Consider the following 17,492-nt stretch of genomic DNA (forward strand, 5'->3'; position numbering starts at 1 on the left):
CAGCGGAGACGGGTGTTACCAACACTACTCTGATCGTGCTTACAATCGCCCCTCCAACTCGTGGTATACTCGATAAAGAAGAGAAATATCGAAACAAAACAATGCAGCTTCGGACCGATCTGACAACTCGTGCTGAGCAGGTGGCGTATCTCGCCGGCGCGCTCGATGGCTTGTACGCTGGCCCGGCGACGCCTGCGCCAATCCGGGGTGGGCGGCGGGCGGCGTTACGCCGGCTGCGCGCGTTCGATGCGCGCGGCTATGCCCGGACCCGGAATGATGTTGCGAAACGCGGCGTTTCCGCCCTCTCGCCATACATCCGTCACGGGGTGCTGACGCTAGCCGAAGTGCGCGATTCGATTCTGAGTCGGTTTGGACACACTCCTGATACAGAAAAGTTCGTGAATGAACTGGCATGGCGTGCATTTTGGCAGCTCGTCTACGCTCAGCTTGGTGATCGGATCCATCAGGACATTGAGCCGGCCAAACAGCGTGCGCGGGTTGCACGCCGACGGTTGCCACCAGAAGTGATCGAGGCAGCTACCGGTCTCGTGTGTATCGACGAGTCGTTGCATGAGTTGTACACCACCGGTTATATGCACAACCATGCCCGCATGTGGGTGGCTGCCTACCTGCAACACTGGCTCGGCGTGGATTGGCGCGAAGGGGCTGACCTCTTCTACCGCCACCTGCTCGACGGCGATCCGGCCTCGAACAGCTTGTCGTGGCAGTGGGTCGGGAGCACCTTTAGCCATAAACCGTATATCTTCAATCGCCAAAATGTCGAACGGTTTAGCGGCGGCGAGTTTTGTGCGCGTTGCCCGTTAGCATCCGGCGGTTGCCCGTTCGACGATAGCTACGAGAATCTGGCTCTGCGCCTGTTTGGCGTGTCACTAGCGGAACTTGAGGGGCGGCGATGAACGGCGCGGTCGTGTGGCTCCACGGTGATAGCCTCAGCCCAACCGATCCGGCGCTGCTGGCCAACCCGGTTGCACCGGCGATCTTTGTGTTTGACGAGCCGTTCTTGGCAGCAGCCCAACTGAGCTTCAAGCGGCTTTTCTTTCTGTACGAATGCGCGCTGGAGGCGATCGCCGGGAGGACGGGTAGCATCCGGCGCGGAGTGGTGGTGGAGGAAGTACGGGCGTTTGCCGCCGAGCAGCAGGCGACGGCGGTACATGTGACAGCGAGCGTTGCGCCGCGCTTTCGCCAGTATGTGGCAGAGTTGCGTGCCAGCGGGTTGCAGGTAGTGGTGCATGAACTGCCGGCGTTTGTGACGTGGCGCGGCGAGCCACCGCGCCGGTTTAGCTCCTTCTGGCGGCGGGTCGCCGCTGAGGCGCTGCGCCCAACCGGAACTGGACCGGTCTTGCCTGCTGAGCACGATGTGGAGTAGGTCGTATGGAATTTCAAGGCAAAGTCGCCATTGTCACCGGCGGCGCGCAGGGGATCGGGCGGGCAACGGCGTTGGCGTTAGCCCGCGAAGGCGCAGCAGTCGTCATCGCCGACCGCGATGAAGCGGCGACTACGGCGCTGGTCGCAGGGATCAATGCGTGGGGTGGCCGCGCGCTCGCCGTGATCGCCGACGTGAGCGATGAAGCCGATGCAGCGCGCATTGCCAACGAGACGGTGTTGGCGTTTGGCGGAATTGACCTGCTTGTCAATAATGCTGGTATTCAGCAGCCGGGCACGATCGAAAGCACAACCCTCCAACTCTGGCAGGAGATCATTAATGTGAACCTGACCGGCGTTTTTCTGGTATCGCGCTTTGTGATGCCGGAACTACGCCGGCGCGGCGGCGGTGCGATTGTCAATGTAGCCTCGGTGTACGGCTTGCGCGCCGAAGCGGGCTGGGCTGCGTATGCGGCTTCCAAAGGCGGCGTGATTGCCTTGACACGAGCTATGGCGCTTGATGGCGCACCCGACGGGATTCGGGTTAATTGTGTCTGCCCCGGCTTGATCGATACCTCCCTCTTGCGGGCCAACGCCGCTCTAGTTAATGCCCAACGTCCTGACGAGGCCTTGCGGGCCTTTGCCCGCCGCGCGCCGCTAGGCCGGCTCGGTACTCCCGAAGAGGTAGCCGGGGTCATTTTGTGCCTGCTCAGCCCGACCGCTGGCTATCTGACCGGGGCGGTGATTACTGTCGATGGCGGTATGGAAGCGCGGTTGTAACGAGGAGGTGGAGGATGATCACCGTCACCGTGCGGTTTTTTGCCGGGCATCGCGATATTGTTGGGAAGGCGACCGCGCAGTACACGTTGGCTGAGGGCGCTACCGTCGGCCAGTTGTGGGAACAGTTGGTGGTCGAGTACCCGCGACTAGCTGGCTATACCGGAAGGCTGCTGTTTGCCGTTAATCAGCAGTTTGGCCAGCCAACCACAGTGCTGGTCGATGGCGATGAGGTCGCCTTCATCCCGCCGGTCAGCGGCGGGTGAGGTTACCACAGAGGGCGCTGGGGACGAGCGCGGAAGGAACGATGTGCGCATCGATCTGTACCCCTGCGCCTCGGTGGTAAAACGAGGAGGTCAAGTATGGTCGAACCATTTGTCATCACCACCGAACCGCTCGATCCGGCCCCGTTGGTCGCGGTAGTGCAAACGCCGGATGACGGTGCGGTGGTGACGTTTAGCGGTGTCGTGCGCAATCACTTCGGCGGACGCCCAACGGCATTTTTGGTCTACGAAGCCTATACCGAGATGGCGGTGCCGGTGTTGCGCCAGATCGCCGATGAAGCGCGGGAGCGCTGGCCGATCGGGAAGGTGTGCGTCCATCATCGGGTAGGCCGGCTAGAGATCGGCGAGACAGCGGTGCTGGTGGTGGTAGCTGCGCCGCATCGCGATGCAGCCTTTGCTGCTGCTGCCTACATTATGGATCGGATCAAAGAGATTGCGCCGATTTGGAAGCAGGAACATTGGGCCGACGGCGCGGCTGAGTGGCGTGAATAGGCAAGACGGCGATGCCCGAGTTACCTGAAGTCGAGACGGTAGCCCGTTCGCTGGAAGCGCAATTAGTGGGCCGCACCATTATCGGCTTGGCGAAGCTAGATTGGCCGCGGATGCTAACGCCGCCGGCGTCGGATTTTGCTGCCTTAGTGGCCGGGCGCAGGATCGAAGTGATCGGGAGGCGGGCGAAGTGGCTGTTGCTGCACCTCGATGGTGGGTGGACGCTAGCAATCCATCTGCGTATGTCGGGTCATCTGCTGGTAGCCGAACCGGCAGCCGCCGATGCGCCGCACGTCCATTTTGCCCTCGACCTTGACAATGGCCGGCGCTTGATCTTTGACGACCAGCGCAAGTTTGGCCGGGTACATCTGCTCGACCCGCAGGGGTTGGCGATGCTTGACGCAGCTCATGGCCCCGAACCGCTGGCAGAGCGATTTACGCCAGAGGTGCTGGCCGAGCGGCTTCGCGACCGGCGCGCACCGATTAAGGCGCTCTTGCTCGATCAACGCCTAATCGCCGGGATTGGCAATATCTACGCTAACGAAGCGCTTTGGCTGGCCCGCATCCATCCACTCACGCCGGGAGGGGCGTTGGCGGCTGAACACATCGCAGCCTTACACCATGCGATTCAAGAGGTGTTGGCTGAAGCAATTGCTAATCAAGGCAGCTCACTGCGCAACTATCGGGATGGTTACGGTCGCCGCGGCAGCCAACAAGAGCATTTTAATGTTTACGATCGCGAGGGCGAACCGTGCCCGCGTTGTCAGACGCCGGTTGAGCGGATGGTCGTGGCGCAGCGCAGCACCTATGTTTGCCCGCAGTGCCAAGTATTATAGCGGGTAGAAAAGAATTGGGTCGGTTGTGTTACGATTTCATGCACTGTTAGAGAGGACAATCCGGTGCAAGAACCAATTTTGCTCGTCGAAGACGACCACATTCTGCAACTATCGCTCACCACGATGTTGCGGCGTGACGGGTATGCGGTTGATACAGCGCGCAATGTGACCGAGGCGCGACTAGCGATTTTGGCCCGCCGCCCGCGGATTATTTTGCTCGATCTCGGTTTGCCTGACGGCAGCGGCTTCGATATTTTGAATTGGCTGGCGATGGAGCCAGATCGACCGTTGATTATTGTCACCACCGCCAATGATTCGCCCAAGGCTGCCCTTGAGGCGTTATCGCTGGGAGCATTTGATTATCTCACGAAACCAATCAATCACGATACCTTGCGCCACACCTTACGGCGGGCGGTGAGTTACGACCAGCTCCGGTTACAGGTGCGTGAATATGAACGGCTCAAAACCGAGGTAGACGAGGCGCGGATAGCGGTGCGCGCAGTGGCTCATCACATCAGTCAGGCGTTGACCGTCATGATGGGGGAGGCGCAACTGGTGCGCGAAGAGGTGAATGATATGTCGTTGCGCGCCAGCCTTGATCGGATTGTACGGATGACGGAGGAGGCGGCACAGATGATTGCTACCTTGCGCGCTGTGCGTCTCTTTGCGCCGCGTGAGAGTAGCGTCGATCCGTCGTCTGAGCCAGCGCATGATTAAGGCGCAGTTGCGGTTGTGGCGCTGTGCTAGCGGTTTGTGGTCTGATATCCGAAGGGAGAAGCATGGATCAGCCCGATCTGAGCGCCTTGATCCCGCGTCTGCTATCGTTAAAGCTCTTGCCGCGTACCGGTTGGCTGCAACGGGGTGTGCGCGATGTCGAAAGCATTGCTGAGCATTCGTATGGCGTGGCAGTGCTCTGCTTGCTGATCGGCGATCAGATTGAGGGTATCGATCGGGGCCGGCTGTTAGCCATTGCGCTATTGCATGATCTGGCCGAATCGCTTCTCGGTGATCTACCGGCTTCGGCGACCCGATTGTTGGGGAAAGAAGCAAAGCGCCAAGCCGAGCGGGATGGTCTAGAGAGCTTGATCGGGCATCTGCCCCGCGCTGCCGAATATATCGCCCTGTGGGATGAATACGCTGATGGCGCCTCGCGAGAGGCGCGGCTCGTCAAAGCGATTGATCGCCTTGAACTGATGGCGCAGGCGCTCGCCTACGAACGAGCCGGCGCGCGGGGCCTCGATTCGTTCTGGCCGGCTAACGATGATTGGGCAGCCGAGTTTCCGCCGGTCGAAGCACTAGCTGCCCATCTGCGGGCCGAACGAAAGCGGTTGGGTTAATTCGCCGCTCGAATGGCGTTGTCGAGATCCTCCCACAAATCATCGCCATCCTCAATCCCCACGCTCAGTCGCAATAAGGGAGGCGGTAGGTGTTCTTGGCCTGCAATGGCGGCCCTCCGTTCAATGGTTGATTCGACCGCACCGAGGCTGGTGGCGTGCCGGATGAGGCGGACGTTGCGGCAGACCGCATCAGCCACAGTGGCGTCACCACGCACATCGAACGAGATAATCGTGCCGAAGCCTTTGAGCACGCGCTTGGCAACCGCATAGGTGGGGTGCGAGGGTAGGCCGGGGTAGCGCACGCGGGTCACGAGCGGGTGCTGTTCTAGCCGTTGGGCCAACGTTAGCGCATTGCGCTGCGCTCGTTCGAGTCGGATAGCCAGCGTGCGCGCGCCGCGCACCGCCAAAAAAGCCTCTAGCGTACCGGGAGTAGCGCCGGTCAAAGCGCGGGTGCGTTGCAGTTGCCGCCAGAGCGTCTCGTCGCGGGTAGTGACGATCCCCGCTAGCAGATCGGAGTGGCCGCCGATAAACTTGGTGGCCGACTGCACCGACACCGTGGCCCCAAAGGCGAGTGGTTGCTGATTGAGCGGGGTCGCAAACGTATTATCAACCGCCACGATCGCGCCGGGTTTGCGCGGCGCAGCGCAGATCGCTGCCAGATCAGCGACGGTCAGCAGCGGATTTGAAGGCGACTCTAGCCAGATCAGATCAGCTTCGGCGCAGGCCTGCTGCCAACCGGCGGTGTCGGTCAGCGCGATCCGCTGCACCGACCAGCGCCCGCGAGCAGCGCCGGCCATCGCTAAACCGGCCACGCCTTGGTAACAATCGTCAGGGATGGCAACCAACGCACCGGCGGCAAGCTGGTCAAACACTGCGGCCACGGCTGCCATCCCGGAAGCGAAGGCAACGGCGTGCCCGCCTTCAAGCCCGCCCACGATCTCTTCGAGCGCTTCCCACGTTGGCGTCGAATCGGTGCGTGCATACGAACGTCCTTGCCCAAGGATGAAATTTGAGGCCGGGATCGGCGGCACATTGAGCGGAGCGCCGGGTTCAGCGGAACGTCCGGCGGTGACGAGCCATGATTCGAGTTTGAGTCCGGAAGAATGGTTCTGCATATTCGAGCTGCCTTTCTACCAGCAAGTGCTTTGGCGTAGCGGCGATTATCACACCGGTGATCGGCTGTGTCAAACGTTGCGTGCGGAGCGGTTGCTACAACTCCGGCAAAATCGGCTATTATTACAGTAAGACACCGCTATCACCATCTCCCCGTCCTCGCATATGGTTGAGGAGTCCGGCGTGCAGATCGTCATTAATGGCAGCTTTTGGCCCCAGCCATTAGTAGGCATTGGCCAATATCTGCATAATTTGTTGCCATGGTTGCACCGCCTTGCCCCGCAGCATCGCTATGTCCTGCTGCTACCGGCTGATGCGGCGCTGCCGGCGGTTCCGGTTGGGATCGAGGCTATCACGGTTAAGATTGGCGGCCCGCGCCAAATTGCGAAAGTGATCTTCGAGCAGATTGCCGTGCCGGCCATTGCTGGGCGACTGGCGCGTAACGGCCAGCCAACTGTGATATTTGTGCCGTACTTTGCACCGCCGTTGCGATCGCGGTTGCCGGTGGTGACAACAATTGGCGACCTGATCCCGCTTCTGTTACCGGCCTATCGCGGCAATTGGCTAGTGCGCGCCTATATGGCGCTGGCCTGCCGTGCGGCTCTGCGCAGCACGCATGTCCTGACCTTCTCGAACTTTAGTCGCAGCGCCATTCTCAACTATCTTGGCTTGCCACCGGAACGAGTCACCGTTGCATATCTTGCTGCCGGCGAGCAGTACCGTCCGGCGGTTGATCGGGCAGTGGCGCAGGCGTTCGTTACTGCCCGCTATGGTATCCAACCGCCGTTTATCTATTACGTCGGCGGGCTTGACGAACGCAAAAATCTGCAAACCTTGTTGCGGGCATTCGCGCTGGTACGAAGTCGACATAAGCAAGTAACGTTAGCCATCGCTGGGCGGGCGCTAGGGCGCGATCCGCGCCTCTTCCCCGACATTGACGCCCTGATTGCCGATCTCGATCTTGGCGCGGCGGTTTGCCGGATTGACGTACCGGTGGATGATGGGCCACTGCTGTATCAGGCATGCACCATCTTTGTCTATCCATCACGTTATGAAGGGTTTGGGCTACCGCCGCTGGAAGCCATGGCTTGCGGCGCGCCGGTGATTGTCAGCGATGCGAGTTCGTTGCCAGAAGTAACCGGGGCGGCAGCGATCCGGATCCCGCCGGACGACGTCGCCGGTTGGGCGACGGCGATCAACCGGTTGCTGGAAGATGAAGCGTTACGGGAAGATCTCAGCGCACGCGGGTTGGCGCGGGCGGCTAGCTTTTCGTACCAGCGTACGGCAGCAACGACATTGACAGTGCTTGAGCAGGTGGCAGGCGAATATGCGCATATACGGAAGGCGGTGCGATAATCATCACGCCAGCCGCTGGCGTTGATCGGGTAGAGACGGCCCGCCAGTCTGTCTCTATGAACGAAACATGGTATTTTCTATGCTCACATCACTACTGCCAATTGATCAGATTCTCTGTGGAAATTGTCTCAATATATTGCCGCAACTTCCCGCACAATCGGTCGATCTGATCTTTGCCGATCCACCCTACAACTTGCAATTGCGCAACGAGTTACGCCGACCTAATCAGACGATTGTTGATGGGGTGGATGACGAATGGGATAAGTTTAGCGATCTCCAAGCATACGATGCCTTTACGCGGGCATGGCTCAGCGAATGCCGGCGGGTCTTGAAAGCGAGCGGCACAATCTGGGTCATCGGCTCGTACCACAATATCTTTCGGGTTGGGGCAATTATGATGGATCTCGGCTTTTGGATCTTGAATGACGTGATCTGGCACAAGACCAACCCGATGCCCAACTTTCGCGGCACTCGCTTTCAGAACGCCACCGAGACGCTCATCTGGGCCAAAACGTCAGCCAATCAAAAGACATACACCTTCAACTATCATGCCATGAAGCATCTGAACGACGACAAACAGATGCAAAACGTTTGGCGCATTCCGATTTGCACCGGAGCGGAACGCATCAAGCTGAACGGTCAGAAAGCGCATTCAACCCAAAAACCGGAAGCGTTGCTCTACCGGGTGATCATAGCTTCATCGCAGCCGGGTGACGTGGTGCTCGATCCATTCTTCGGTTCCGGAACGACCGGGGCTGTGGCGAAAAAGCTGGGCCGGCGTTTTATTGGGATTGAACAAGACCCGGCGTATGTTGCGATTGCGCGCGAGCGGATTGATGCCATTCCTGCACCAGAGAGCGTGGCGTTGCTGATGACACCCTCGCGCCGGGAGGCGCCGCGGGTAGCGTTCGGCGAGTTGGTAGCCGCCGGTTATGTGCAGGTTGGAGAGCGGCTCTATTCGCGTGATCGGACAGTGGTAGCGGTAGTCAAAGCCGATGGCCATGTGGTATGGAACGGAGTCAGCGGGTCGATCCATGCCATTGCGGCCAGAGCGCAGGGTAAACCGGCGTATAACGGGTGGGAATATTGGTATATGGAAGACGATGCTGGCCGGTTGACCAGCATCGACGAATTACGGGAACGGTACCGGGCAGAACGGTTGGGGTAAAATGGAAAGACGCACGGATGTGCGTCTCTCCAATAACAACAACACTGAATGACGTCATCACCGCGCGGTAGCCGGCGCGATCGGCGTATTCGGTTCGATCCCGCGCAATGCCGCCCCGATCAAATCGCGGTTGAGCTGGGCAATCGTTTCGAGGCTGATCTCCTTGGGGCAAACGGCGGCGCATTCGCCGATATTGGTGCAGTTGCCGAAACCCTCGAAATCGGCCTGCGCCACCATATTCACCACGCGCTGGTAGCGTTCGGGCTGGCCCTGCGGCAAGAGGGCAAGGTGCGTCACCTTAGCAGCGGTGAAGAGCATCGCCGAGCCATTGGGACAGGCTGCCACGCATGCGCCGCACCCAATGCAGGCCGCTGCGTCCATTGCCCGATCGGCAGCGGTCTTGGGAACCGGAATAGTATTGGCATCAGGAGCCGAGCCGGTGCTGACACTGATATAACCGCCGGCTTGAATGATGCGATCGAAGGCGCTGCGGTCAACCACCAAATCCTTGAGGATCGGGAACGCCGCTGCGCGCCACGGCTCAACCGTAATCGTATCGCCGTCGTTGAAGCTGCGCATGTGCAATTGGCAGGTGGTAATGGCATTCTTGGGGCCATGGGCGATGCCATTAATCATCAGCGAGCACATACCGCAGATACCCTCGCGGCAATCGTGATCAAACGCCACCGGCTCTTCACCCCGCGACATCAGCTCCTCGTTGAGCACATCGAGCATCTCGAGGAACGACATATCAGGGTTGACATTATCCATCACATACGTCTTGAACTCGCCGGGTGTCGAGCGGTTCTTCTGCCGCCAGATCTTGAGCGTAATCTTCATCGTCTTCATAGGTGTCTCCGGCCACCGGCTGGTTTCCCAACCGGCGGCAGTTATGCTTACTTATAGCTACGCTGGGTCGGCTTGACGTACTCAAAGACCAACGGCTCTTTGTGCAAGCGCGGCTTAGCCAAATCACCGGTAAACTCCCACGCCGCCACATACGAGAACTGCTCGTCGTTGCGCAGCGCCTCACCATCGGGTGTCTGGTACTCCTCGCGGAAGTGGCCGCCACACGATTCCTCGCGGTGGAGGGCATCGAGGCACATCAGCTCGGCCAACTCGAGGAAATCGGCCACACGGCCAGCCTTCTCGAGCGCCTGATTGAGATCGCCGGCCTCACCGGGCACGTTAACATTCTCCCAAAACTCGGCACGGATCTCAGGGATGCGGGCCAAGGCCTCGCGCAGACCGACAGCGTTGCGCGCCATGCCGCACTTATCCCACATCAGCTTGCCCAATTCGCGGTGGAACGAATCGACCGTGCGCTTGCCGCGAATGCTGAGCAAGCGATTAATGCGCTGGTTAATCTCAGCTTCAGCTTCGGCAAACTCAGGCCGGTCAATGCTCAGGCCGCCGGGTTTGACTTGGGCGAGGAAGTTGGCGATGGTGTAGGGCAAGATGAAATAGCCATCGGCCAGCCCCTGCATCAAGGCCGATGCGCCGAGGCGGTTCGCGCCGTGATCCGAGAAGTTGGCCTCGCCGATCACAAACAAGCCGGGGATGGTGCTCTGCAAGTTATAGTCAACCCACAACCCGCCCATCGTATAATGGACGGCGGGATAGATACGCATCGGCGTTTCATACGGATCTTCACCGGTGATCTGCTTGTACATGTCAAACAGATTCCCGTAGCGTTCGGCGATCTTCTGACGGCCAAGGCGCTTGATCGCGTCAGAGAAGTCGAGGTACACCCCTAGACCGCCGGGGCCGACGCCGCGGCCCTCGTCACAGACCTGCTTGGCTGCGCGCGAGGCGATGTCACGCGGCACCAGATTGCCGAAGCTGGGGTAACGCTCTTCGAGGTAATAATCGCGCTCAGATTCGGGAATATCTTGCGGACGGCGCGGATCACCCTTCTTCTTTGGCACCCAAATCCGGCCATCATTGCGCAGCGACTCAGACATCAGGGTCAGCTTACTCTGATAATCGCCGCTGACCGGGATGCAGGTCGGGTGGATCTGGGTAAAGCAGGGGTTGCCGAAGAACGCGCCGCGGCGATGGGCGCGCCAGATCGCGGTGGCATTGCAGCCTTTGGCGTTGGTGCTGAGGTAGAAGACATTGCCGTAACCGCCGGTGGCCAGCACCACAGCATCAGCGACATAGCGCGAAATCTTGCCGGTCACCATATCGCGGGTGATAATCCCGCGCGCGCGGCCATCAACCACCACCAGATCAAGCATCTCGGTGCGCGGGAACATCTTGACTGTGCCGGCGGCAATCTGGCGGCTAAGGGCCTGATAAGCGCCGAGCAACAATTGCTGCCCGGTCTGGCCGCGAGCGTAGAAGGTGCGGGCCACTTGCGCGCCGCCGAACGAACGATTATCGAGCAGACCGCCGTACTCGCGGGCGAACGGCACGCCTTGAGCAACGCACTGGTCGATAATATTGACCGAGACCTGTGCAAGGCGATAGACATTGCTCTCGCGGGCGCGGAAGTCGCCACCCTTCACCGTATCGTAAAAGAGGCGATAGATGCTATCGCCATCATTGCGATAGTTCTTAGCGGCGTTGATTCCGCCCTGCGCAGCGATGCTATGGGCGCGGCGCGGGCTGTCTTGATAGCAAAAGCAGAGCACGTTATAGCCTGCTTCGCCGAGGGTCGCAGCGGCTGAGGCGCCGGCCAAGCCGGAACCAACGACAATAATTGTGTACTTCCGGCGATTGGCTGGGTTGACCAGCTTCATCTCGAAGCGATGCTTATCCCAGCGCTGCTCGATTGGCCCGCTTGGCACTTTAGAGTCGAGCACGCTCACGAACTCAACCTGTCGCGTCCCGGTGCGAACTGTCGTCTCATGCTTGATCTCGCTCATGCGGAATTCCTCGTTCTTCTAGCGTTGGGGCGGCCCGTTAGGCGACGAAGCCGAAATAGACCGCCAACGGGAAGGAGACGTTACCGATAAAGACGGCTGCCGCCACTAAGATGGCCAAGCCGCGCAACAGCCGATCGTAGGTGTGGTTGTTCCAACCCAGCGTTTGGAACATGCTCCAGACGCCGTGGTAGAGGTGTAAGCCAAGGAAGACCATTGTCAACAGGTAGAAGCCAACGATGAGAGGATTCTGGAAACCGAAGACGACATTCTGATAGGTCTCGTAGGTGTCGCCGTGGGGATGGATAAATTGACCCGGCTCGTAGCCGACCACACCGAAGGTCAAATGCAAGATGTGATACACGATAAAGAGAAAGATTAAAACGCCGCCAAACCGCATCGTATAGTCGGCATAGCCGGATTGGCGCTTATGCTGGCCATAGCGGCGCACCGTGGAAATGCTGCTGGCGCGCAGACTACGCTGGCTTTGTAAGGTCAAGCTGGTGGCTGCCCAGATGTGCAGAAAGACCGAAGCGATCAAGACAAAGCGCGCGACCCAGAGCAAGTGTTCATGACCGAAAACGGGGTAGCCGAGTTCGCGCAGGCCGGCGGCATACGCATTGTAGACTTCAGGCCCTTGATACATCTTGAGATTGCCGTACATGTGAAACACGACGAAGCCGACCAAAACAAAGCCGGTCAGCGCCATAATCACCTTCTTGCCGACCGACGTGCGGGTGAGGGTGAGCACTCCTGTCATCGTTCCATCCTTCCCCAAACCAACATCTGCGCAACAAACAGACAATAACCGGCTGCCAGCCCGTGCTGGCAGCAGTAATATAGCTGTGACTTGCCCCACAAAGTATTGTACCGCTTTAGAATTATAACGGAATTACGATCAATTGTCTACCGATTGCAACTGTGGTTTGATTCTTTGTGAAGAAAGACGCGAGGCATTAGAAAGCTATCCAGCTCAATCAGAACGAGGGCATTTGCTGATGAAAAGAACCTGTTGATCTTGAATCAATAGCGAAATGGTCTGTGTATTATGGCGCAATGTATGGTGGGTGGCTAGAGGTGTTAGGCATAGCTCGGGGGTGATGCGCGGTGTGGCGAAACCAATAGCGGCGCACAGCCGTGCGCCGCTGCCATACCATTGGTTTGGCACAATACGATTATAAATCCAGCCGCACTTTGGCGCCAAAGTTCTTCTTCTCCTTGCTGGGGAAATACGACAGGCACGCCGCATCGAGCAGATCAGGGCTCAAAGTCGGCGTTTCCATATTATAGCGGGCGATCGCAATTAACTGATCGAGAATATCGCGCGGCTGGCACATACGGAATGGCCGTTGATCAGGCTTAAACCACTTCGCGATCAGATAATCGATGCTGCGATCATCGTATGGAACCTTGCGCACTTTGCACATAATCTTCCAAATCTCGCGCCACTGCTCTTCGGTGGGGTCAATCACCTCAATCTTAAACTTAATCCGGCGCAAGAGTGCATCGTCACCCAAATCCTTGGGGTCAAGGTTGGTGCTAAACATAATCAATTGGTCAAACGGAATCTGAATCTTTTGCCCAGAGACGGTATTGAGAAAGTCATACCGCTTTTCGAGCGGCACGATCCAGCGGTTAAGCAGATCAAACACCCGCACCTGCTGGCGGCCAAAGTCGTCGATCAGGAAGATGCCACACTTGGCCTTCATCTGGAACGGCGCTTCATAGACCTTTGATGTCGGGTTATAGACCAGATTGAGTTGTTCGAGCGTCAGCTCGCCACCAACGATTACTACCGGACGACTAATCCGGATCCAACGTCGGTCGTACTCGGTCTCTTCGGGGAGCGGGCGGCGGGGTGGTTCGTGAATGACCGAGTCGTACATTTTGATCACCGCGCCATCGGCGTAAACGGCATACGGAATGAAGATATCATCACCCATCAGATAAGTAATCCGCTCGGCGATGGTCGTCTTGCCGTTGCCGGGATAGCCAAAAAGCATCACCGATGAACCGGAGTTGACGGCAGGGCCAACCATATTCAAGATTGACTCATCCATTACTAGCCCTTCAAAGGCATCACGGATATTGCGGCGAGTAACTTTGACATTCTTCACCGTCTGTGCTTTGACCGACTCAATCCACTTGTCGAGCGGCACTGGGCAGATGCCAACATATTGCACTTTTTCCATTGCTGCTTGAGCTGCGGTGTGGCCGCGCGGCGTCAAGACATATTCGTAGTTAATATCGCCAAACCCGCGCTGGCCGACGATATCGATCTGTTCGACATTGCGCAGATCAATAATGATCTGTTCGATCACGCGGTAAAACAGCCCCATCGACTCGGCCAATTCCATGCCGGTAGCGCGGCCTTTATTGTAAAGAATGCGCAAAAATTGCTCGGTAAGGAAGGTGCGGTTCAGGCCGGTCTCATCAATCGTGGCCGGCTGTAGCGGCAGAAACGAATTGCTCATTTGGGGGCGAGCTTCATCATCAGAGGGCGGTGGGTCGCCGAGCATACGCAGCGCAGCCACATTCTCGCCGCGAGCGCGCGCTTCGCCAATCAAGCGTTCGAGGTCGGTCACATGCATCTGCAAGTGAAGCAGCGCGTCAATGTCATTTTTGGCTTGTGCTTCTTTCAAGCAGGCATATACGCGCGGGCGACCGTGTGTTTGACGCCATCGATATAGAGGTGGTGGCAATACTCTTGATTGCGCACGTAACAATCACGGGGATGGCTCTTGCGGGCCAACATTTCCTCGTATGAGCGTTGATCAAGCAGATACCGCATAGCACTCCTTATCGATGAAAAAACTTACGGGAAACTGCCGTTGCGCGGGTGGAGACAAGCGCCGGCGCTGGCGCGAGCACGCATTACTAATTGTTCATATTGTACCTGCCCGGCGAACCATCGTACTACCAGCGTTCAGTTTCTATAGCGGATTTGCCCGATTACAACGCAAAACAACCGCTTGACGAACCGCGTGTTTCTTGCTACAATTAGAACAATTGTTCGACCTGTTCGAGAAAAAAAAGTGTTCATTAAACCGGTCATCACTGATCGGCGCCACGGGAAGAGTAGTGCGGCAGGGCAGGTCGCAACGTGATGATCGCGAAAGGAGGGCTGGCATGGCGACCACCAGTCGAGAATTGCAACCGACGCGGCGCGTAGATGCGGCTGGTCGTATCATCAAAGGGATGGTGACGGTGTTGGCAGTGGCGGCCTTGATTGTCGTTGTGGGAACTGTCGCCGATTTTGGTCGTATCATAATCGACGATTGGCGGTATGGGCGTCCGCGCACCACGCATCTCACCGGCTACGCGGGCTTGCCTGCGGAGCGGGTTGGCCAGCCGTCGCGCTTCATTGCGATGAATCTCGACCGGCAGGTGGTGATCGTTGCCTTCCCCGGCGGCGATCCGGCCCAAGCGCAGACGTGGCAAGGCCCCTACCTGTTTGGGTTACACGAAGATCTGACGCCTGTGGTATTATCATTAGAGGATATCGATGGTGACGGTCTTGCCGATCTGTTGGTCACCATCCACCACGAACAACTGGTCTATCTCAACCGTGATGGCATGTTTCGTTTGCCCACCCCGGAAGAGTGGCACCGGCTGGCGCAGGAGCGGAGCAAGTGAGCGCGCACCCTCACCGTAAGCGGCCTCGAAAATTGGGTCAACCGCTTTTCCCAATCGAAGACCCAGCTACCGAGCGCGTTCCGTCGCAACCACTGGCCGATCTGACCGCCGATCTCGACGTGGCGTTCGCCGAGCGGCCCCACTGCGTGCGCGCGCTAGAAGCGCTGCCCGGTCTGCGCGTGCCAGACGATGTACGGGCAGCATACGAGCGAGCTCAGCGGCCAGTGCGTTCGGCAAGCGCATCCCAACCGCGCCGTACTGTGCCAGATCGCGCGTCGGTGCGTGGTGGTACCGAGCAAGCAGGTAGGTCAAGCGCACCAACTGGCAGTACACGACCAATATCCACGCTCGGGGTACGTACATCCCAAGCGGATATAGCCGCTACCCCTTGCTCGCCGGTGAAGAGTGGTGCCGGCGGATACGGGGCAGCGCAGGCTCCGATGGCGCGTGAGCCATTAACGCCAGTCCAATACGAACCAGCCCGCACCCGCACAACAGCAGAGGTAGCCGTTGCCGAACGGCCTGCGCAACCTGTTCGCTCTGTCTCTACCACGTTCGCCGAACGGTTGCCAAATGAGGTGTTTGCTGAAGAAATAGCATTGCCGCTACCGGCGCGGCGATTCACACCGTCACCGGTTGCTGGCTGGTTCAGCCACCCGCTGGTCATGGCCGTGGTTGGGGTGATAAGTGTGGTGGTGATCGCCCTTGCGTGGATGGTGTCGCCTTCATCGCCAATTCTGAGTTTCCAGTACAATCGTACTGGCATCGGCAGCCAGGAAGTGACCGCGAATATGGCTTTGGCTGCTATGCCGTCACCGGGTGATCACCGGTTGCGCGTTGCTCCTAGCCTCTCGCCGGCGCAGATCGACCAGATTTTGCGCAGCTACGACTCGCCAGCGGCTGGCACTGGCGAGATCTGGTACCGGCTGGGTGTTGAATATAACATCGATCCGGCTTACGCCGTCGCGTTCTTCATCCACGAGAGCAGCGCGGGCACCAACCTCAATTGGGCCGGGCGCAAGCCAGATGGCAGCACGACCCACAATGTCGGCAACATTATCTGCGCCGGCTATCCTACCTGCTATGGCCGCTTCCGCGATTATCCCGATTGGGAGACCGGGATTGCTGATTGGTATCGCCTCATCGACGTGGAATATATCCGCGGGCGTGGCTTGCAGACGGTAGCCGACGTGATTCCGATCTACGCGCCGTCCTTTGAGAATGATGTGCAGGGCTATATTACCGTGGTGACGAGCCTTGTTGACCGGTGGCGAGCCGGGCAGGTGCCGTGAGGTCACGACGTGGCGGTATTGCGTTGTACCGGTTTGGTCTCAGACGCTTGTCGCTACGATGTGAAACCTGAAGACGCTGGTCTACAGCTTTTGCTGCGCTGGTCTAATCCGTGATGAAGTGTCTAGGGCATCGTGGGGTAATACTAGTTCTTGATGCGGCAGTGCAACTGCCGCACTCCATCATAGTATTGGCAACCATACACTCAGAAGTTCTATGCGGAACATCGCAATCATCCTTATCATCGCGCTCGCTGCCTTTGTCTTACTCGGCATGGCCAACAGTAACCGGCGCGTGTTGAGCGGCTGGCGCGGCCCGGTGGGCGCTGGCGAGGCGAGTGTTGCCAATGCGGCAGCAGCGCCGGCTCAGGCGTTAGTCGGTGTGGCCCAGCCCCAAGGACGCGGCTTCGATGCGGCGCTCGTGCCAAGCGGCAACCCGTTGCGGGCAGCTCATACGGTGATAACGCAAGGATATGGGGTGGGGACGCATGCGCCGGCTAGCGTCTGGGGTGCGATCGATCTCGCCCTTGATAGCGATGGCGACGGCAAAGCTGATCCCGAAGGGACGTGGAACCAACCGGTGTATGCGACCCATGCCGGGCGCGTGACGTTGACGCGCGAGAGCTGGCCAGCCGGCAATCACATTTGGGTGACGAATGAGCAGTACCGCACCGGCTACGCTCACCTTGCCGGCTTTGCGGTCAGCGATGGGCAGTGGGTCAATCCCGGTGATCTGATCGGCTACATCGGTTCGACCGGTATGTCGAGCGGGCCGCACCTCGACTATCAGGTATGGGTCTGGCGCGATGGCCGGTGGGTGAACCAAAACCCGCTCGATTATATCCAACGAATGGGGGAATGAGTAAACGAATAAACGAATCGGGCCAACAAGGAGGTGATCATTCTTTTCCTCGTTGGCCTTTCGATTCTGTTGACGAGCGCGTGATGATAGTAATA

Annotated in this window: 19 protein-coding genes; 13 read left to right on the forward strand and 6 right to left on the reverse strand. The window is 58.6% G+C overall.

Going from position 1 to position 17,492, the window contains the following annotated elements; genetic code table 11:
* Positions 1–101 precede the first annotated feature (101 nt).
* The 8 genes from Q1A59_RS02775 (at position 102) to Q1A59_RS02810 (ending at position 5,106) form a co-directional block, all read left to right on the forward strand.
* On the forward strand, positions 102–917 hold the full coding sequence (locus tag Q1A59_RS02775) for an FAD-binding domain-containing protein (RefSeq protein WP_298404418.1): 816 nt from the start codon (positions 102–104) through the stop codon (positions 915–917).
* Positions 914–1,387 (forward strand): hypothetical protein, encoded by a 474-nt coding sequence (locus Q1A59_RS02780; RefSeq protein WP_298404415.1) that lies wholly within the window; start codon positions 914–916, stop codon positions 1,385–1,387. Before Q1A59_RS02775 ends, Q1A59_RS02780 begins: the two co-directional genes overlap by 4 nt.
* 5 nt (positions 1,388–1,392) lie before the next feature.
* Complete coding sequence (locus Q1A59_RS02785) at positions 1,393–2,163, forward strand: SDR family NAD(P)-dependent oxidoreductase (RefSeq protein WP_298404412.1); 771 nt, start codon at positions 1,393–1,395, stop codon at positions 2,161–2,163.
* A 14-nt stretch (positions 2,164–2,177) separates the two neighbouring features.
* Entirely contained in the window at positions 2,178–2,426 is a 249-nt protein-coding gene (gene moaD / locus Q1A59_RS02790) for a molybdopterin converting factor subunit 1 (protein ID WP_298404409.1), read from the forward strand.
* Between the two features lie 96 nt (positions 2,427–2,522).
* Complete coding sequence (locus tag Q1A59_RS02795; RefSeq protein ID WP_298404406.1) at positions 2,523–2,936, forward strand: molybdenum cofactor biosynthesis protein MoaE; 414 nt, start codon at positions 2,523–2,525, stop codon at positions 2,934–2,936.
* Positions 2,937–2,947: 11 nt separating this feature from the next.
* Positions 2,948–3,769 (forward strand): bifunctional DNA-formamidopyrimidine glycosylase/DNA-(apurinic or apyrimidinic site) lyase, encoded by an 822-nt coding sequence (mutM, locus tag Q1A59_RS02800; protein WP_299643764.1) that lies wholly within the window; start codon positions 2,948–2,950, stop codon positions 3,767–3,769.
* Between the two features lie 63 nt (positions 3,770–3,832).
* The gene (locus tag Q1A59_RS02805) at positions 3,833–4,486 is read left to right on the forward strand and encodes a response regulator (protein ID WP_298404400.1); all 654 of its coding nucleotides are present in this window, start codon (positions 3,833–3,835) and stop codon (positions 4,484–4,486) included.
* Positions 4,487–4,548: 62 nt separating this feature from the next.
* Positions 4,549–5,106, forward strand: coding sequence for an HD domain-containing protein (locus Q1A59_RS02810; protein ID WP_298404398.1), 558 nt, complete (start codon positions 4,549–4,551; stop codon positions 5,104–5,106).
* Here Q1A59_RS02810 and Q1A59_RS02815 read toward each other — a convergent pair.
* Positions 5,103–6,221 carry a PLP-dependent aspartate aminotransferase family protein gene (locus tag Q1A59_RS02815; protein WP_299643768.1) on the reverse strand — a complete coding sequence of 373 codons (1,119 nt, stop codon included), beginning with the start codon at positions 6,219–6,221 and terminating at the stop codon, positions 5,103–5,105. The genes Q1A59_RS02810 and Q1A59_RS02815 overlap by 4 nt on opposite strands.
* A 181-nt stretch (positions 6,222–6,402) precedes the next feature.
* Here Q1A59_RS02815 and Q1A59_RS02820 point away from each other — a divergent pair, with 181 nt between their 5' ends.
* Together Q1A59_RS02820 and Q1A59_RS02825 are read left to right on the forward strand one after the other, a co-directional pair.
* Positions 6,403–7,575, forward strand: a complete 1,173-nt coding sequence (locus tag Q1A59_RS02820; protein WP_298404392.1) for a glycosyltransferase family 1 protein — start codon at positions 6,403–6,405, stop codon at positions 7,573–7,575.
* Between the two features lie 79 nt (positions 7,576–7,654).
* Positions 7,655–8,743 (forward strand): site-specific DNA-methyltransferase, encoded by a 1,089-nt coding sequence (locus Q1A59_RS02825; RefSeq protein WP_298404389.1) that lies wholly within the window; start codon positions 7,655–7,657, stop codon positions 8,741–8,743.
* Positions 8,744–8,800: 57 nt separating this feature from the next.
* Here the strand turns inward: Q1A59_RS02825 and Q1A59_RS02830 are convergent, their stop codons facing one another.
* The 5 genes from Q1A59_RS02830 to Q1A59_RS02850 all read right to left on the reverse strand — a co-directional run bounded on the left by Q1A59_RS02830 (position 8,801) and on the right by Q1A59_RS02850 (position 14,401).
* Positions 8,801–9,583, reverse strand: coding sequence for a succinate dehydrogenase/fumarate reductase iron-sulfur subunit (locus Q1A59_RS02830; RefSeq protein ID WP_366144840.1), 783 nt, complete (start codon positions 9,581–9,583; stop codon positions 8,801–8,803).
* Between the two features lie 56 nt (positions 9,584–9,639).
* Positions 9,640–11,613: a fumarate reductase/succinate dehydrogenase flavoprotein subunit gene (locus Q1A59_RS02835; protein ID WP_298404385.1), complete on the reverse strand. Its 1,974-nt coding sequence runs from the start codon at positions 11,611–11,613 to the stop codon at positions 9,640–9,642.
* Positions 11,614–11,650: 37 nt separating this feature from the next.
* On the reverse strand, positions 11,651–12,370 hold the full coding sequence (locus tag Q1A59_RS02840; protein WP_298404382.1) for a succinate dehydrogenase cytochrome b subunit: 720 nt from the start codon (positions 12,368–12,370) through the stop codon (positions 11,651–11,653).
* A gap of 415 nt (positions 12,371–12,785) precedes the next feature.
* Positions 12,786–14,195 carry an ATP-binding protein gene (locus Q1A59_RS02845; RefSeq protein WP_299643774.1) on the reverse strand — a complete coding sequence of 470 codons (1,410 nt, stop codon included), beginning with the start codon at positions 14,193–14,195 and terminating at the stop codon, positions 12,786–12,788.
* 53 nt (positions 14,196–14,248) lie between these two features.
* Positions 14,249–14,401 carry a hypothetical protein gene (locus Q1A59_RS02850; RefSeq protein WP_299643777.1) on the reverse strand — a complete coding sequence of 51 codons (153 nt, stop codon included), beginning with the start codon at positions 14,399–14,401 and terminating at the stop codon, positions 14,249–14,251.
* Positions 14,402–14,739: 338 nt separating this feature from the next.
* Here Q1A59_RS02850 and Q1A59_RS02855 point away from each other — a divergent pair, with 338 nt between their 5' ends.
* From Q1A59_RS02855 to Q1A59_RS02865, 3 genes are all read left to right on the forward strand, one after another.
* The gene (locus Q1A59_RS02855; protein WP_298404377.1) at positions 14,740–15,246 is read left to right on the forward strand and encodes a hypothetical protein; all 507 of its coding nucleotides are present in this window, start codon (positions 14,740–14,742) and stop codon (positions 15,244–15,246) included.
* Positions 15,247–15,278: 32 nt separating this feature from the next.
* A complete protein-coding gene (locus tag Q1A59_RS02860; RefSeq protein ID WP_299643780.1) occupies positions 15,279–16,538 on the forward strand; it encodes a glucosaminidase domain-containing protein in 1,260 nt (419 codons plus the stop codon).
* Positions 16,539–16,752: 214 nt separating this feature from the next.
* Complete coding sequence (locus tag Q1A59_RS02865) at positions 16,753–17,397, forward strand: M23 family metallopeptidase (protein ID WP_298490161.1); 645 nt, start codon at positions 16,753–16,755, stop codon at positions 17,395–17,397.
* The last annotated feature ends 95 nt before the right edge of the window (positions 17,398–17,492 follow it).

Source organism: uncultured Chloroflexus sp., assembly GCF_937951745.1.
In the GTDB taxonomy this organism is placed as follows: Bacteria; Chloroflexota; Chloroflexia; order Chloroflexales; family Chloroflexaceae; genus Chloroflexus.

Bases quoted from the DNA above. Each gene is read 5' to 3' on its own strand.
- Q1A59_RS02775 (WP_298404418.1), top strand. From the start codon at position 102: ATGCAGCTTCGGACCGATCTGACAACTCGTGCTGAGCAGGTGGCGTAT.
- Q1A59_RS02780 (WP_298404415.1), top strand. From the start codon at position 914: ATGAACGGCGCGGTCGTGTGGCTCCACGGTGATAGCCTCAGCCCAACC.
- Q1A59_RS02785 (WP_298404412.1), top strand. From the start codon at position 1,393: ATGGAATTTCAAGGCAAAGTCGCCATTGTCACCGGCGGCGCGCAGGGG.
- moaD (WP_298404409.1), top strand. From the start codon at position 2,178: ATGATCACCGTCACCGTGCGGTTTTTTGCCGGGCATCGCGATATTGTT.
- Q1A59_RS02795 (WP_298404406.1), top strand. From the start codon at position 2,523: ATGGTCGAACCATTTGTCATCACCACCGAACCGCTCGATCCGGCCCCG.
- mutM (WP_299643764.1), top strand. From the start codon at position 2,948: ATGCCCGAGTTACCTGAAGTCGAGACGGTAGCCCGTTCGCTGGAAGCG.
- Q1A59_RS02810 (WP_298404398.1), top strand. From the start codon at position 4,549: ATGGATCAGCCCGATCTGAGCGCCTTGATCCCGCGTCTGCTATCGTTA.
- Q1A59_RS02815 (WP_299643768.1), bottom strand. From the start codon at position 6,221: ATGCAGAACCATTCTTCCGGACTCAAACTCGAATCATGGCTCGTCACC.
- Q1A59_RS02825 (WP_298404389.1), top strand. From the start codon at position 7,655: ATGCTCACATCACTACTGCCAATTGATCAGATTCTCTGTGGAAATTGT.
- Q1A59_RS02830 (WP_366144840.1), bottom strand. From the start codon at position 9,583: ATGAAGATTACGCTCAAGATCTGGCGGCAGAAGAACCGCTCGACACCC.
- Q1A59_RS02835 (WP_298404385.1), bottom strand. From the start codon at position 11,613: ATGAGCGAGATCAAGCATGAGACGACAGTTCGCACCGGGACGCGACAG.
- Q1A59_RS02840 (WP_298404382.1), bottom strand. From the start codon at position 12,370: ATGACAGGAGTGCTCACCCTCACCCGCACGTCGGTCGGCAAGAAGGTG.
- Q1A59_RS02850 (WP_299643777.1), bottom strand. From the start codon at position 14,401: ATGCGGTATCTGCTTGATCAACGCTCATACGAGGAAATGTTGGCCCGC.
- Q1A59_RS02855 (WP_298404377.1), top strand. From the start codon at position 14,740: ATGGCGACCACCAGTCGAGAATTGCAACCGACGCGGCGCGTAGATGCG.
- Q1A59_RS02865 (WP_298490161.1), top strand. From the start codon at position 16,753: ATGCGGAACATCGCAATCATCCTTATCATCGCGCTCGCTGCCTTTGTC.